This is a genomic window from Labrys okinawensis (assembly GCF_002982075.1).
GTDB classification, from domain to species: domain Bacteria; phylum Pseudomonadota; class Alphaproteobacteria; order Rhizobiales; family Labraceae; genus Labrys; species Labrys okinawensis_A.
This window is the reverse complement of the sequence record NZ_PUEJ01000014.1, coordinates 106,217-121,796: the sequence shown is the minus strand read 5'-3', so window position 1 is coordinate 121,796 and position 15,580 is coordinate 106,217. Positions and strand designations below refer to the sequence as shown.

The window sequence follows — 15,580 nt, the reverse complement described above, 5'->3', positions numbered from 1 at the left end:
ACCGTTCTTGCCTGACTCGCCCCTGTCTAACACGCAATCTTGATTGACGCACCGACAACAAGAAAAGGGCCGGTCAGCGTTGCTGCCCGGCCCGTAGGTCCTGAAACCGCATCGAAGAACGCATTTCGTGCTCGAAAATCGGAAAGTTCGATCGTTCTCAATAGGCCAGCGCCGGCGCCAATCGTGCCGGCGCCTGCACGGCCGCCCGGCGCAACCCCCAGCGCAGCAGGGCGCCGGCTGCTGCGAAGCTCGCGGGATCATCGGCCACGCCGCCCCCAGCGGTCGCCGCATCCTCGAGCAAGGTCAAGCCGACAATCACCACGGCACCGACGATGGCCACCGTTGCCTTGCCCCAATGAATGCCCGAAGACGGCTCCGGGGACGAGGGCGACCTGCGATCGCTGTGCACGGGCTGGGGTCGCCACACCCGCGTCGCATCGGGAACCGGGCGATAGCTCGGCGCCAGCACCGGCTCGGGCAGCGGTGGGCGCAGATGCTGATCCGGCTTCAGCTCGATCTCGACCTTGAACTCGCCGGCGACATAGACATAGTCGCGGATACGCCCGGTCAGGCGCGGATAGGCGAGCGTCGCCTTGAGCACCGGCTCGCCCGTGCTCGAAATCCCGGCCGAAAACTGGGCGCCCGGCGAATGCGCGTTGGCTCGCAGGGTCAGCTGGCATTCATAGGTAACACTGTTGGATTTGCGGTCCCAGCTCAACTTGCCGCCGGACACCAATTCGCCAAGCACCGTCGAGGTCTGCTGGCGCGCCTGCGACTCCAGCCCTTTATTGCTGTAGACGAGAAGCGGCACCTTGTCGGTCGGCTGCAGGAAGATCGCCCCCTTCAGCTTGACTTTGGCCGAGAAGCCATTGCCCTTGATCTCGATGATCGGCAGGTCGTCAAGCTGGTAGCCGAAACCGAAATTGTTCGCGAGCGTCCTGGCTGCCGGGTTGCTTCCGGCATCGGGCGGTGTGCGCACAGGATGGGACGGGTTCGTGCCGGCCCTTGTCGGGGCAGGAGCAGGCGTGGGCGAGCCAGATACGGGCGGGTTGGCCGGCTGGGGCTTCGCCGTCAGAGCCGGGCCTGTCGTCGACGTACCGCGCAAAACCACGCGGCGATGCTGCTTCGGCAGGTAGATCACCTGCCCGGCCTTGATGAGATCGGGATTGACGATGCCGTGTCCGGTCTTGGCGACGACAGCCGGCTCATTGTTATAGGCATAGATCTCCGGCCAGCGCACCGGATTTCCATAGTAACGGCCGGCGATCCCCCACAAGGTGTCGCCTTGCTTGATCACATAACGCCCTGCCTTCACCACGCTTCTCCCGGAAATGTATTTCTGCCAATCATTGGAATGTGCTGCGTCCAAGGCTAGGCCCGCATCTTGACAGGAATATTATGGTCCCGGGTGAAAAACCTGGTCCTAGGTCATTGATCCCTTACGAGAGCCGAGTATCAATCCAGCCTGATCTGCACACTGGCCGTATGCCCTCTGGCATCGATCACCGAGAGGCGGGCAAAGCCCTTGCCGGGCTTGTCCCAGACAGCCTCGCGCCGTTCTTCGCCGATCACGATCGGCAGGCCGTCGGCGAGCCAGGTGAAGGGCGGCGCGCCCCCCATCGCCTTGAGAGCCAAAGCGGCATCCGGCTGTCCCCCGGAAACCTCGACCCGGGCGCCATCGGGCGGAAAGGAAATCACCAGCGGGGCATCGCCCGAACCAGCGGCGGCAATTTCGGGCAACGCGCCGGGACGGAAGCGCTGCAAGGCCGGCGGCAGTTCGGAGGTCCGCGCGAACACCACGCCGGATGGCGGAGGCTTGAGCGGCACGCGCTTCTCGCCGATGCGCTGGAAGGCATCGAACAGGATGGGAGCGGCAGCCTTGCGGCCGACGAGATCCGAGACGGGCGCCCCATCGGGCCGCCCGACCCAGACGGCGACCGTGTTGGCGCCGTCGAACCCGACCGCCCAGGCATCGCGATAACCATAGGACGTGCCGGTCTTGTAGGCGATCTTGCCGCCCACCGCGTTCTCCGGCGGCGGCGCGCCGATCAGGACATTGCCGACCTGCCAGGCCGCGGCCTTCTCGAACAGGCGATGGGGCTGCGCGCCGATCGACCGGTCCTGCGGTCGCCAGATCAGCGGCAGCGCCTCTCCGTCACGGGCCAGCGCAAGGTAAAGGGTGGCGAGATCGGTGAGCTTGACGCCGGCGCCGCCGAGGCCGACGGCAAGCCCTGGCACCGCGTCGGGCGGCAGGGATGGCTCGGCGCCGGCATTCTTCATGCGTGCGATCAGCCGGTTCGGCCCGATCGAATTGAGCAGCATCACCGCCGGCACATTGAGGGATTGCTGCAGGGCGCGGCGCATGGTGACGGTGCCCTGGAAGGCATCGTCGAAATTCTCGGGCTTGTAGACCCCGAAACGGGCGGGACGATCATCCACCAGCGTCTCGGGATGGGCGAGGCCATCCTCGAAGGCAAGGCCGTAGATGAACGGCTTGAGGGTGGAGCCCGGCGAGCGCGAGGATTCGGCCAGATCCATCTGCCCGGCCCTCGCCTTGTCGAAATAGCCGACGCCGCCGACATGTGCCCTCACCTCTCCGCTGGCATTGTCGACGGCGACGATGGCAACCGAGACGCCGCCGCCCAAGGCGGTCGCTCGCTCGCGAGCCAGGTTCTCGAGCTGCTCCTGCAGGAAGCGCGCAATCGTGGTCGTCACCACCGGATTGGGCTCGCTTCTGCCGGCCTGGACCTGACGAACGAGGTCCTGGCGCACCAGCCGTTCGGCGACATGGGCGGCCAGGATCGGGAAGGGCTTACGCCCCTGCGGTGCTGCCTCCAGCGTGGCGGCCTCGGCCTGGTCGGGATGCAGCACGCCCTTGCCGGCGAGAAGCCGCAGCACCCGGTTTCGGGCTGCCTTGGCCGCGGCGGGGGCCCGGTCCGGGCGGCGCGATTCAGGGGCCTGCGGCAAGGCCACCAGCATCGCCGCCTCCGCCGTCGAAAGACGCTTGGGTTCCTTGCCGAAATAGGCCAGCGACGCGGCCCGTGTTCCCTCCAGATTGCCGCCATAGGGCGCCAGCGCCAGATAGAGGCCGAGGATCTGCTCCTTGCTCAGCCGGTTCTCGATCTGGACGGCGCGGATCATTTCCGCCGCCTTGTCCGCGAAAGTGCGATCGGGACGCGGCTCGAGCAGGCGGGCAACCTGCATGGTCAGGGTCGAGCCGCCGGAAACGATGTGCCCCCGGCTCAGCATCTGCCAGGCGGCGCGGACCATCGCCACCGGATCGATGCCGTGATGGGAATAGAAGCGCTTGTCTTCGTAAGCGACCAGCATAGACAGGAAGCGCCGGTCGACCTCCTCCGGCCTGGCCGGCAGGCGCCAATAGCCGTCCGCCGTGGTGAAGGGGCGCAGCAGCTTGCCGTCGCGGTCCACCACCAGGGGCGAATAGGTCACGCTTTCGCCCAGCGGCACCGGGCCAAGGCGCCGGAGCGCCTCCGACAGCGCAAAGCCGCCGGCGTTCACGGCAATGACAGCCGTAAACAGAAACGCGCAGAGAATATGGACGCGCCGGGCGGTCATGGCGGGGTAGTCTCCGACTTCACCCTCCCCTCGAGGGGAAGGGTATAGCACGGCCCTCGCCTCATTTCTCCGTCACCGTCAGCATGCCGGTGGCCAGCGTGGCATTGCGCTCAGGCTGATACATATCCTCCACCGTCGTGCCGGGCAGGATGTAGCGGCCGGGCGCTACCGCGCGGACGACATAGGCAACCTTGGCGGCCTGGTCGGTGAACGCGGCGACGAAGCGGTCGTCGCGGAACTCCGAATGGGTCACCTCGGTGAGATCCTTGAGCCAGGACATGCTGCCGGTCTCGCCGGTGACGACCAGATTCGGATTCTCGATCTCGAAGCCGGCGGGCAGCCGGTCGACGAGCAGGAAGTTGCCGGTCTGGTTGTCGCCGCTGCGGCTGGCGCTCAACACCACAACCAGCCTGGTGTTCTGCTTCACCTGCGTGGGATCCACGGCCTTGCCGTCGAGCGAGAAATAGCTCCTCGTCAGGTTCATGCCGTTATTGGCGGCGGGCTCGGGCACGACGGGCGAGCCGGAAACCGCAACCACAGCCTGCAGGGCCGAAGTGCCGGGGTTGGAGACGGAATGCGGGGTCTTGAGGGCCTCGCCGCGATAGACCTTGTAGAACGCGCCCTGCTGTTCCGAGCCATCGACGGTCAGCTTGAGGGAACGGGCCTGGTCAGCGACGCTGCGAGCCGCGAGCACCATCCAGGTCATCTCCTGGGTCGAGGCATAACGGGATCTCGATCGCGCATCGGTGATGACTTTGAGCGCCGCCTTGATCACCGGCAGGCCGGCATTGCCGTCACCGGCAAGCGCCACCACCGCCGCGGCATCGCGCAGCGGCGAGCCGTAATTGCGATAGGCCAGGCTGGTATCGCTGGTCTCCTTCTGGAGCGCCTCGGCAGCCGAGCCGAACGCCTCGCCGGCCCGCGATTTGTCGCCGAGCATGCCGAGGGCAGCAGCGATCTGGGCCCGCGCCATGGCGCTGCCGAACTGGCCGATCTTGGTGTCGGCGAGATATTTCAGATCGCCCGCCGGCGCCCTGCCCGCCCGGGCCAGCGTGTAGAGGGCATAGGCGACGTCCTCGCCCTTGCCCTCTTCCACGTCGGGCGCGTTGCCGACACGGTTGCGCAGATAGTCGACCGCCTGGTTGAGCGCCAGCTCCGGCACCGCGAAGCCCTTCTCGCGGGCGCGCAGCAGGAAGTCGGTGACATAGGCCGACAGCCACAACTCGCCGCTATCGGCATTCCACAGACCGAAGGCGCCGTTCGAATCCTGGCGTGCGAGCAGGCGCTGCACCGTATCGCCCAGGCGCTCCTTCACCGTGCCGTCGAGATCGATGGCATTGCCGCCGAGCTCGCTGAGATAGAGCAAGGGCAGCGCGCGGCTGACGAGCTGTTCCGAGCAGCCATAGGGATAGCGATCGAGATCGCGCAGCAGGCCGGGCACGTCGAGGGCGCTGAACGGCCCCACCGAAAGCGAGACCGCGCCGGTGCCGGGAACCATGTCGGAGACGAGGTCGGCACTGACGGTGATGCCGCCGCCATTGGCGGCGATGGTCTGGATCGTGCGGCGCGTCACCGGCGGATTGGCCGGCAGAACGCCGAGGGTGAAGCTCTGGTCGATGGCGACATTACCCGGCCCCGCCAGGGTGGCGACCAGCTTGCCGGTGCCGATGCCGTTCGCGGTAATGGGAATGTTCACCGGCGTGCGCGAGCCTACGGGCCCGATCTTCACGGTCTGGTAGAGGGCCGAGGGCTGGGCGCCGATCGGCCCCGCCACGTCGACGGCGAGCGTATAGTCGCCCGGCGCGGCCTCGGCGTTGACGAGGTCGAGGCGGAAGCGCGACTGGTCGCCCACCGCAAGGAAGCGCGGCAAGGTGCCGGCAATCACCACCGGATCGCGCACTTTGACGTCCGCCGACCCATGGCCGACCTTGGTCGGGGTCCAGGCCACCGCCATCACCCGCACCAAACCATTGAAGGCGGGAATGTCGAAGCTGATCTCGGCCGTGCCGTCGGCACCGACCTCGACCAGGCCGGAGAACAGCGCCAGGGGCGCCTGGGTCGGCGGGGGGCTGTTGAAATTGGCTCCGCCGTCGCCGCCGGTGCGGATCCGCCCCTTCGCTCCTTCCATGCCGTCGATCAACTGGCCGTAGAGATCATGCAGCTCGGCCGAAAGGCGCTTCTGGCTGTAATAGAACGTCTCCGGTTCCGGCGGCTTGTAGCCCGTCAGGTTGAGGATGCCGACATCGACGGCCGCCAGGGTGACATAGGCTTTCTCGCCGGCGAGGCCCTCGATCTTCACCGGCACCTTGAGAGGCTGGCGCGGCTTCATCAGCTCGGTCGGCGTGAGCGTGACCTTGAGCGTGCGTTCGTTGCGGTCGATGCCGAACCAGGCGAGGCCGATCGCGCGGGTCGGCATGCGCTTGGCGGCAACGTCCATCGGCCGGAAGTGGGTGACCACGACATAGGCGCCCGTGCCCCAGTCCTTGCCCACGGTGACGGGAACGGTCGTCCCCTTCTCCGGCACGTCGACCAGGGTGGAAGACAAGAGCTTCTCGCCGACCACCTGCACCGAGGCCTTGCCGGCAAAACGGGCATCGATCTTCACCTGCAGCGTATCGCCGGTCTTGACGCTGGTCTGGTCAAGGGCGACCGGCAGCATGTCGGGCGTGTCCGCCTTCTCGCTGGTGTAATAGCCCGCATAGAAGGAGCTGGAGGAGGAAGCCAATCCATCCGCCGAGATTTCGAGACGGTACTGGCCCCACTGTACCTGCGCGGAGATCTGGGCGGGCTTGTCGGCCGCGAGGTCGACCGTGCCGCCGCTGACCTTGCGGGCGGTGGTGACGGCCTCATAGTTCCAGCGATTATTGCTCTTGTACCACTGATAGGTCGTGGTCAGGCGCTTGAGGGTCCAGGTCGCGCCCTTGGCCGCCACCTGGTTGCCCTGGGGATCGACGGCAACGGCGTCGAACAGGGCCTGCTGGCCCTCGGGCACCGTGCCTTCGGCGAAGCCGGGCTTCAAGGCGAGCATCGGGCCGGTGGCGGCGATCGACAGGGAGGCGCTGCGCACCACGCCGCGGCCGCCGCCTTCCTTCATGCGGATGACGAAATTGGCCTTGAGCGGACGGGTGGTCGTCGGCAGCTGCGGCAGCGGCACGGTGAATTCGGCGTGCCCCTTGTCGTCGGTCTGGGCGAGATCATCGACGGTGTTCTGCACCGTGTCGACGCTTTCGTCCGACAGGCCGAACGCATAGTTCTTCCATTGCGGGAAGGGCTGACTGTCGATGGAGACCGAGACGTCGCCCTCGATATCGAGGCCGGCGGCAGGAGCGCCGAAGAGATAGCGGCCGTCCACCTTCAGATTGGCGCCGCTGGTGCGGTCGATACGCGTGCCGGAGGTGGCGAGGTCGAACTCGATGCGATCGGGCACATAGTCCTCGACCAGAAAGGTGGTCTCGCCGACCGGCGCCGCCTTAGGATCGGTATAGGCGACGACGCGCCAGGTGCCGCTGGCGGCAGAGGGAATGATGGCGATATCGGCGGTACGGCCGCCCGCGCCCTGGTCCTTCAGCACGGTACGGGAATATTCGACGCCGTCGGGGCGCTGCACCACCATGGTGACGGGCACGTCGGCCAGGGCATTGGCATTGCCGTCGCGCAGCAGGATGGCGGCATGCACCGTTTCGCCGCGCCGATAGACGCCGCGTTCGACATAGACGAAGGCATCGGCCGGTCCCGGCGGGTCGCGCCCGGTGACCCCGCGATCGGTGAGGTCGAAGGCCTGCTGGGTGAGGTCGATGAAGGCGTAGTCGTTCTTCTCGTCTGAGGCCACCACGAGGGCTGGCTCCTGGCCCTCATTGCCCTTGGTGAGGCCGGCATCGAAGAAGGCGGCGCCATCGGCCCCGGTCTTCACCGAACCCAGAATCTCGTTGTTGCGGGCGAGCAGGCGCACCGTGACATCGGCGAGCGGCTCGGCGGAAGCGATCGAACGCAGGAAGACGTGCAGGCCGTCCTTGCCCTTCAGCGTCGACAGGCCGAGATCGGAGACCACGAACCACTGCGTGGCGAGCTGGCTGTCCTCGTCCTCCGCCACTTCGCCGGCGTGGGCCGTCATCACATAGAGGCCAGGCTCGATCTTGCCGAGCGCTTCGTCGACCGGAAAAGCGGTGGTGACGTCCTGATTCGGCGTGCTGGTGAGGTCCATCGTGCCTTCCCAGACCTTCTTGCCCTTGGTGCGGGCAATCTCGCTGGCCTGGGAACCGTAGATCTGGTCGAGGAAATTGGAATCGATCACCGCCGAGATCAGGCTGCGGTCGCCGACCCGGTAGAGCGCGAGCTTGGCCTGGGTGGTGTTGACCGAGACCAGAGGGATGCCGTTCTGGCCGGTGCGCGGCAGGACATAGCTCTTGCCGACGAACTGCACGGACGGCAGGCGGTCGCGCACATAGATCTCATACTCGGCGTTCTTGAGGAGGCTCTCATCCACAGCCGAAGGCAGGCCCTGGCGCACGGTGACCTTGTAGCGCCCGCCATGCTTCAGTCCCTCGACGCACAGCTTGGTGCCGTCGACGGTGACGGCCGAGACGGGGCCCGGCTCCTGGCTGAAATAGGGCGCGTAGTCGGCGACCGCGTTGCTCAGGGGATCGGAGAACTGGAAGCACAGGCGCGGCTGCGGCGCGTCGCTCTCCACCGTATAGTCGGTGATGCGGAAGCCGTGATCCTTGCGTACTTCCTCATAGGCTTCACGGATCTCGGCATTGTCGACCAGATCGAGGCTGGCGCGATAGGCGTTGAGGGCCGGACGCCAGTCCTCGCGCTTGACCAAGGCTTGGGCGACGTCGTTGAGCGCGTCGGCCTGCTCCTGCGGCGTCTTGGCCAGCTGATAGGCCCTGATGGAGGCGCCGAGCGCCTTGTAGGGCAGTTCATAGCCGTCCTGGCTGTTGAAGGGCTCCGCCACCAGCAGCAAATCGGCGAGGCGCTTCCACATCGCACCGTCATTGGGGGACAGGGCGATGAATTGCTCCACCACCACAGCGGTGTTGCGCGCGTTGTCGGAGCCGATGGCCGCTTTCAGCTCCTCCTGGAGCTGCGGCGCGCTCTTCTTCATGGTCTTGGCCAGCTTGGCGATGCTGTCCTTGTAGCTGTCGGCTGCGTAGGAATGGCTATCCACCTGGAACCGCGGGGCCGCCTGCGCGGGGCTGGCAGCCACCCAGCTCAGCACGGCGAGCATGAGCACGAATGCCGAGAAAAACCGCACGAAGACGCCTTGGCGCGCTGCCTGCCTGACCATGTTCCCTGTCCCTCTTATCCGCCCCTGGGCCTATGCGGCGGTCCCCTTCCACGCTAGCGCGCCGGCGTGACCTGGGCGTGTCGTCAGTTATGCGGGAGAACCCAGTCGATAACTGACGGCACGCCCAGGTCACGCGATATGCACAGGGAAGGGGCCACCGAGCCTGCAAGACTAAGGGCGCCCCGGTTCGGCGGCAATCATGATTCAGAGAGTTTTCACCATCTGTACCGGTGGGAACAGCGTGCGTACCGGTGTTTTTGCAGCCGGCTTATTTTTTCCGCGCAAGAGGGCTGGACAACCAGGGAGGCGCTGGCTATACACCCGCGGTCTCGCGGCGGCCTCGGCTGACTCGCCGGATGCCTAGGTAGCTCAGTTGGTAGAGCATGCGACTGAAAATCGCAGTGTCGGTGGTTCGATTCCGCCCCTAGGCACCATCTCCTCTTCCCTTCCTACATTTTGACTGACGACACCGCGGGTGCATGCGGCTGGATCGTATTGCGCGTGGGGGCGAGCAAAATGAAGTGCTCGCAATAATATGCACCGTCACCACAATACTAAGTACGACGTTCGCGAGGCTTTTGTGGGCGATCGAAGAAGGATCCAATTAAATAAAAGAACAACATCCCCAGCGTTATCGGAAGGAGTACATTGTCTAGCCAAGTATTTCTGATTAAAACTTCAAGCCTTGTGATCATCAGAAATAGTAATCCTGGCGCTAGCGCTAACTGCGATAACGCAACCCATCCCTTATATGCGATGATGTCGCCGGCCTGGCGACTATACATCGCGGCGCCCAGGCAACCTCCGGCCAAAGTGAGATATAGCCCCGCCAAAACAAGGCCCACCCGGCTGACGCGCACCGCCATAGCCTATTCCTCATCCCTTATCGTCACATGTTATATCGCCCCGCGGCTCGGCCCAAGATCTGATGGACTGCATCTTTGGTAGTGCCCCCATGCGCTCCCATCGCTATCAGTTTGACATACGCTGGAGGCATCCGGTCACAGATTCGCGGGATGGCGAGAAGAAACATAAACAGGCCGCACACGAGGAAGCTCTTAAAAAAACGGCGAAGTCTCGATTTATTGCAAGGTACACGGGACCGCCTCGCACCTACCGTCAACTCATGTGGCAGTACGCTCGCTGTGGTCGCGAATTAGACGTGGCTCGAAAAAGCGGAACGCTTCCTCGTCAGGAGGCCTGGGCCTATGAGCTTACTACAAAGCAGTGTTCTACCGCTGATCAGAAAGCACTCGCTGCCGCTGCGACAATGAGAATTGAGCTACAAGAGGTCCGTCGTTCCTCGAAAGCCTGCTGCATTTACCTTGCACCCCGTGAACCGCAGGCGCTGATGAGAGCGGGCCACATTGTGGGGTGGGCATCCCTCGCTGTCAGCCCGACTGATCGAATGGCGAAGAAGTCACATTGGAGCCGGGGATTCAGCCAATCGCACTCCGCACAGCGCAACCAAATCCCGCCGCCCCCTACGCATTTCCGTCGCGGAGCGCTCGACAAATCCCCGGTCAGAAAGAACCTTGCCCTTCTGATCGGGGAGCGAAGTTTGGTTGGGGTCATCGGCCCGGGCGCGTGGGCCATGGGCAGATCCATGCGCTCGAGCCCGGCCGGCAGTCCGATCGAAGCCGAGGATTGCTCTTCGCAAGCCTCGCGAACGCCGACCTGACGCCTGCATAGCATGGGATCGGGGCAAGAGTTTGAAACGCCGCACCGATTGTCAGCCATCCTCTCGGGATGATGCCCCGACCGGGAGCTGGCCCGCCCTGCCGCCGCTACTGCCAGGTCCAGCGATTGTTCAGGCCCTGGCCGCGCTCAAGCGTCGGATTGCCCCCCCATTTGCGCTCACTCCAGGTTTCGTAGAGCGCCAGGTCGAGGGCGTTGTCCTCCCGGATTTTCCGGCGCAGGTCCTCGCCGATATCCTGGCTGCGCAGCGCATTGGTAGGCGCGGCATTCTCATGCGGCAGTTTCTCGAATTTCCAGCCGATATCCTGGGTAATCCGCTCCATCACCGCATCGCAGTTGCGATAGTCGCCGACGAACCAGAATGTCTCGAACTGCCTGGAGAGAAATTCGAACCTCTGGCGCTGGCTCATCTTGCGGATGCCCAGGGAGGACAGGCCGAAATAGTGGCGGAAATAGAAGCGGCTGATGCGGTTGTGTTTGTTGGTCGGATACCACTGCTCGAAGGACATGCCCACGACCCGATGTCTCTCCGGCGTCTTCTGCAGGAAATTGTAGAGCGAGACGTAGAAGGACACCGGCTCCCGGAGCAGCCCGACCTCCCGGATGACGCGTCCTTCGAAGCCCTTGGCGGCGGTGCGCGGCAATCTGTGGCCGAACAGGATGCGGATCTCGTCGCGATCGGCTTGGGGCACGCGGACCTTCGGATCGAGCCAGGGCCGTTGCTCGGGCTTGGAATAAATCACGGCGGAGCCGCGCGGCGGGACGTCGTGCAGGAGATAATCCCTGACGCTCAGGCCGGCGCATTTCAGGATATGCGGAAAAAGATAGACCGTGGTGTTGCTGCTCATCAAGTCTCGCCAGGTTCAACGCCCTGCCGGCACCGGCCGGACGCGTTGAGCCCCTCACCCCTCATTTCCTGGCCAGGGGAACATTCGTGCCGCATGGACCATGGTGTCATTCGATCTTCCGTGCCGCCCCAGCCCGACAAGCACCAGGCCGACGGGCCGTCAACAGGCACTGGGATAGACTACATATAGCAAGCCGGCAGCGAGGCAACGGGCCTGTTCGCGAGGGCACACATGATTGCAACCAATCGTGTAGGCCTTCCAGGGCAGCGACAGATGCGGACAAATGACAACGGCCCGCCCTGGCGGACGGGCCGTTCGATCGTAGTGCTGCTCGCCTCAGACCTTCCGGCGCCGGCGATACTGGTCGATCACCACGGCACCCACGATGATGGCGCCGAGCACGATCTGCTGCAGGGAGGCGGGAACGCCGAGGAAGGTGAAACCCGAGGTCACCACCGAGAGGATGAGGAGGCCGATCACCGTGGAAGTGATGCGTCCCACGCCGCCGGAGAGCGAGGTGCCGCCGATCACCACCGCCGCGATGGCCTGCAGCTCATAGCCGAGACCTGCGCCGGCCTGGCCCGAGCCCGCACGGGCGATCTGCACCACCCCGGCCAGGCCCGAAAGCAGGCCGGCGAAGCCGTAGACCTTGACCAGGTGCCACTTCACGTCGATGCCCGAAACGCGCGCGGCCTGCATGTTCGAGCCGATGGCATAGGTGAATTTGCCATAGCGCGTGTAGCACATGGCGATGTGGAAGATCAGCGCCACCACCAGGAAGATCACCGTCGGCACGTCGATGGAAAAGCCGAAGAGTTCCACGGGCGAACCGATGACGCGGAAGGAGGGCGTGAAGGTGCTGACGGGCTGGCCATTGGTGTACCAGGTGGCGAAGCCGCGCGCCGAGACCATCATGCCGAGCGTGGCGATGAAGGGCGGCACATTGGCGTAAGCGATGAGCGCGCCGTTGATGACGCCGGCCAGCAGTCCCGTCGCCAGCCCGGCCAGCACGGGAATGATGAAAGGCAGATCGGTGAGATGCGGATAGACCACGGAGCGGGCCGTGCTCACCTGCGCGAGCGAGGCGGCGATCATGGCGGTGGCGCCCACCACGGAGCCGGAGGACAGGTCGACGCCGCTGGTGATGATGGTCTGCGCCACGCCCACCGCGATGATGCCGATCACCGCCACCTGCAGGAAGATGATGCTCAGGCGACCCGCATTGAAGAAGAAGCTCTGGCTCTTCAGCGGCCAGCCGATGAGCTCGAATATCGCCACGATGACGGCGAGAACCGCCAGGATGCTCAGTTCCTGCGGCAGCCTGCGATGCGGTTTGACGCTGGATATCTGCGGCGATTTGCCGGCAGCCTCGTTCGCGGACATGGGATCCTCCAATTTTATCGCTAAGCGCCTCACGGCGCGCCGTATCGGGGTTCTTCCAATTCCAGGGACCGCGCCTCAGCGCGCGGCCAGTTCCATGATCTTGACCTGGTCCGCCTCCGCCCGGTCGAGGATGCCGGTAGCGTGGCCGGCATGCATGACGAGGATGCGGTCGCTCATGCCCAGCACCTCCGGCAGTTCCGAGGAAATCATGATCACCGCCACGCCCTCGCCCGCCAGCTTGCTGATCAGGCGATGGATTTCAGCCTTGGCGCCGACATCGATGCCGCGCGTCGGCTCGTCGAGGATGAGTATCTTCGGCTTGGTCAGGAGCCAGCGGCCGATCAGGACCTTCTGCTGGTTACCGCCGGACAGGTTCTCGATGCGCTCATGCAGGTTGGGTGTCTTGACGCGCAGCGCCGCGCTCATCTCGGCGCAGGCCGGCGTCGCCTCGCCCGAGGCGACGAAGCCGGCCCTGACGTAGCGCTGCGTCAGCACCGCCATCTGCATGTTTTCGAGGATGTCGAGAATGAGGAAGCAGCCGGTGTCCTTGCGATCCTCGGTGAGGAACGCCATGCCCTGGCGCATGGCGACGGCAGGCGAGGAGATGGAGACGGGCTTGCCGAAGACCTCGATCGTGCCGGAGGAGGCCGGCGTGACACCGAACAGGGTTTCCGCCACATTGGAGCGCCCTGCCCCGACCAGCCCGGCGAAACCGAGGATCTCGCCGGCGCGCAAGTCGAAGGAGACATCGCGGAAGACGCCGTCGAGCGTCAGGTTCCTCACCGACAGGACGACGTCGCCGATAGGCACCGTCTCCTTGGGGAACATCTGGGTGATCTCGCGGCCGACCATGCGGCGGATGATCTCGTCGCGCGTGAGGTTGGCGGCCAGGTCCGTGCCGATATATTTGCCGTCGCGGAAGATCGAGACCTCGTCGGCGATCTCGAACAGCTCGTTCATCTTGTGCGTGATGTAGACGATGCCCTTACCCTGCGCCTTGAGGTCGTGGATGATCTCGAACAGATGCGCGACTTCAGTCTCGGTCAGGGCCGAGGTCGGCTCGTCCATGATCAGCACGTCGGAATTGTAGGAAATCGCCTTGGCGATCTCGACCATCTGGCGGTTAGCCACCGATAGCGATCCGACGGGCACGGTGGGGTCGATCTTGATCTTGAGCTGCTCGAACAATTTGGCGGTGCGCCGGTTGAGCTCGCCATGATCGACGAAGCCGAGCCGGGTCAATGGCTCGCGTCGGATCCAGACATTCTCCGCCACCGTCATATATTGCATCAGGTTGAGTTCCTGATGGATCATGGCGACGCCCTGCTGGAGCGCATCGAGGGGGCCGGAGAACTGCACCTCCTGCCCGCGCAGCTTCATCACGCCGCTGTCGCGCTGATAGACGCCGGCGATGATCTTCATCAGCGTCGACTTGCCGGCGCCGTTCTCGCCCATCAGGGCATGCACCGTGCCGGGGCGCAGCTTGAAGGAGACATTGTCGAGCGCCAGCACGCCGGGAAAGCCCTTGCGCACGCCTTCCACCTCGATGAGATAGGCAGAACCCGTGGTACCGCGGCTCGGCGCCGCCGATTGCACTACAGCCATCGTCATTCTCCCTCATGCTTGCGCCGGAGCTGCCGACGTGTTTCATCGGCCCGGAACAGGGGTCCGGACATTGCCGCGTCTGACGAGAAAATCGCGCACCCCCCGGCTTCCTGAGCCGGAGGGGCTCCGCGCCGTTCGATCAGTTCTTCTTGAGGTAGTTGTCGATATTGGCCGGGGTCACCAGCTCGAAGGGCACCCAAACCATGGGGTCGACCTTCTCGCCCTTGGCAAGCTTCAGCGCCGTATCGACGGCACCCTGGCCCTGGCCGGCGGCGTTCTGGAACACGGTGACCTGCAGATCGCCATCCTTCATGGCGCCGAGGCCATCCTGCGTGGCGTCCACGCCGCCGACGAGGACCTTGCCGCCGGCAAGGCCGGCCTGCTTGAGGGCCTGGATGGCCCCGATGGCCATTTCGTCATTGTTGGAGATCACGGCAGCCGGCTTGATGCCGGAGGTCAGCCAATTGGTCATCAGGTCGATCGCCTGGGTGCGGTCCCAGTTGGCCGTCTGCTTCTGCAGGATCTTCATGCCCGTGCAGGGCTCCTTGGCGATCACGTCCTCGACATCCTGCGTGCGCTGGCGGGCGGCCTGGTTCGACAATTCGCCCATGATCACCACGATATCGCCCTTGCCTCCGAGGAGCTTGCAGATCTCCTTGGTTTCGAGCGTACCGGAATCGACCTCGTTCGAGCCGACGAAGGCGACCTTCTCCGGCAGCTTCTCTTCGGAGGGCATGCGGTTGACATAGACGAGGGGGATGCCGGCATCGGTGGCGAGCTTGGTCATCTGCGGGGTTGCGTCGGTGTCGACCGGGTTGACGATGATGGCATCGACCTTCTGGGCGATGAAGTTCTGAATCTGGCTGAGCTGCTTGTTGACGTCGTTCTGGCCATCCTCGATCTGGAGATTCACACCGGACTTGGTCTTGGCATAGTCGGTCATGCCGTTGCGCAACACGGTGAGGAAGTTGTCATCGAACTTGGCCATGCTGACGCCGATATTCTCGGCATAGGCCGTGCCACACAGCAAAGCCGTTGCGGCGAGCGCGAAAAGGGTCCGTTTCATCGTGTCTCCTCCCTGGGTCGGATGTCCGGCAGCACCCGTCATTTTCCGGATAATCCCCTTGCGGGGAATTGGTGGATCGTTGGAGCGTTTGACGCTTCAGCCAATCCGCTGGATTGG

The 15,580-nt window shown here is 64.6% G+C and carries 8 protein-coding genes and 1 tRNA gene; 1 reads left to right on the top strand and 8 read right to left on the bottom strand.

Translation table 11 applies throughout. From position 1 onward, the window contains the following. Window positions 1-157: 157 nt before the first annotated feature. The 3 genes from C5L14_RS27800 to C5L14_RS27790 all read right to left on the bottom strand — a co-directional run bounded on the left by C5L14_RS27800 (window position 158) and on the right by C5L14_RS27790 (window position 8,863). The gene (locus tag C5L14_RS27800) at window positions 158-1,315 is read right to left on the bottom strand and encodes a LysM peptidoglycan-binding domain-containing protein (RefSeq protein ID WP_181161361.1); all 1,158 of its coding nucleotides are present in this window, start codon (window positions 1,313-1,315) and stop codon (window positions 158-160) included. A gap of 140 nt (window positions 1,316-1,455) precedes the next feature. Continuing rightward, on the bottom strand, window positions 1,456-3,576 hold the full coding sequence (pbpC, locus tag C5L14_RS27795; RefSeq protein ID WP_105865305.1) for a penicillin-binding protein 1C: 2,121 nt from the start codon (window positions 3,574-3,576) through the stop codon (window positions 1,456-1,458). A 61-nt stretch (window positions 3,577-3,637) separates the two neighbouring features. Beyond that, window positions 3,638-8,863, bottom strand: a complete 5,226-nt coding sequence (locus tag C5L14_RS27790) for an alpha-2-macroglobulin family protein (protein WP_105865304.1) — start codon at window positions 8,861-8,863, stop codon at window positions 3,638-3,640. Window positions 8,864-9,221: 358 nt separating this feature from the next. Here C5L14_RS27790 and C5L14_RS27785 point away from each other — a divergent pair. Then, window positions 9,222-9,297, top strand: a tRNA-Phe gene (locus C5L14_RS27785). A 120-nt stretch (window positions 9,298-9,417) separates the two neighbouring features. On the opposite strand, the gene C5L14_RS27780 is transcribed toward C5L14_RS27785, so the two are convergent. The 5 genes from C5L14_RS27780 to C5L14_RS27760 form a co-directional block, all read right to left on the bottom strand. Next, a complete protein-coding gene (locus C5L14_RS27780; protein ID WP_105865303.1) occupies window positions 9,418-9,729 on the bottom strand; it encodes a hypothetical protein in 312 nt (103 codons plus the stop codon). 921 nt (window positions 9,730-10,650) lie between these two features. Next, entirely contained in the window at window positions 10,651-11,409 is a 759-nt protein-coding gene (locus C5L14_RS27775) for a hypothetical protein (protein WP_105865302.1), read from the bottom strand. 336 nt (window positions 11,410-11,745) lie between these two features. Further along, window positions 11,746-12,792, bottom strand: coding sequence for an ABC transporter permease (locus tag C5L14_RS27770; RefSeq protein WP_105865301.1), 1,047 nt, complete (start codon window positions 12,790-12,792; stop codon window positions 11,746-11,748). A gap of 75 nt (window positions 12,793-12,867) precedes the next feature. Further along, window positions 12,868-14,403: a sugar ABC transporter ATP-binding protein gene (locus C5L14_RS27765; protein WP_105865300.1), complete on the bottom strand. Its 1,536-nt coding sequence runs from the start codon at window positions 14,401-14,403 to the stop codon at window positions 12,868-12,870. A 133-nt stretch (window positions 14,404-14,536) separates the two neighbouring features. After that, window positions 14,537-15,463 carry a sugar ABC transporter substrate-binding protein gene (locus tag C5L14_RS27760; protein WP_105865299.1) on the bottom strand — a complete coding sequence of 309 codons (927 nt, stop codon included), beginning with the start codon at window positions 15,461-15,463 and terminating at the stop codon, window positions 14,537-14,539. Window positions 15,464-15,580: the final 117 nt, after the last annotated feature.

Coding starts and splice junctions, on each gene's coding strand:
- pbpC (WP_105865305.1), bottom strand. CDS start 3,576: ATGACCGCCCGGCGCGTCCATATTCTCTGCGCGTTTCTGTTTACGGCT.
- C5L14_RS27790 (WP_105865304.1), bottom strand. CDS start 8,863: ATGGTCAGGCAGGCAGCGCGCCAAGGCGTCTTCGTGCGGTTTTTCTCG.
- C5L14_RS27780 (WP_105865303.1), bottom strand. CDS start 9,729: ATGGCGGTGCGCGTCAGCCGGGTGGGCCTTGTTTTGGCGGGGCTATAT.
- C5L14_RS27775 (WP_105865302.1), bottom strand. CDS start 11,409: ATGAGCAGCAACACCACGGTCTATCTTTTTCCGCATATCCTGAAATGC.
- C5L14_RS27770 (WP_105865301.1), bottom strand. CDS start 12,792: ATGTCCGCGAACGAGGCTGCCGGCAAATCGCCGCAGATATCCAGCGTC.
- C5L14_RS27765 (WP_105865300.1), bottom strand. CDS start 14,403: ATGACGATGGCTGTAGTGCAATCGGCGGCGCCGAGCCGCGGTACCACG.
- C5L14_RS27760 (WP_105865299.1), bottom strand. CDS start 15,463: ATGAAACGGACCCTTTTCGCGCTCGCCGCAACGGCTTTGCTGTGTGGC.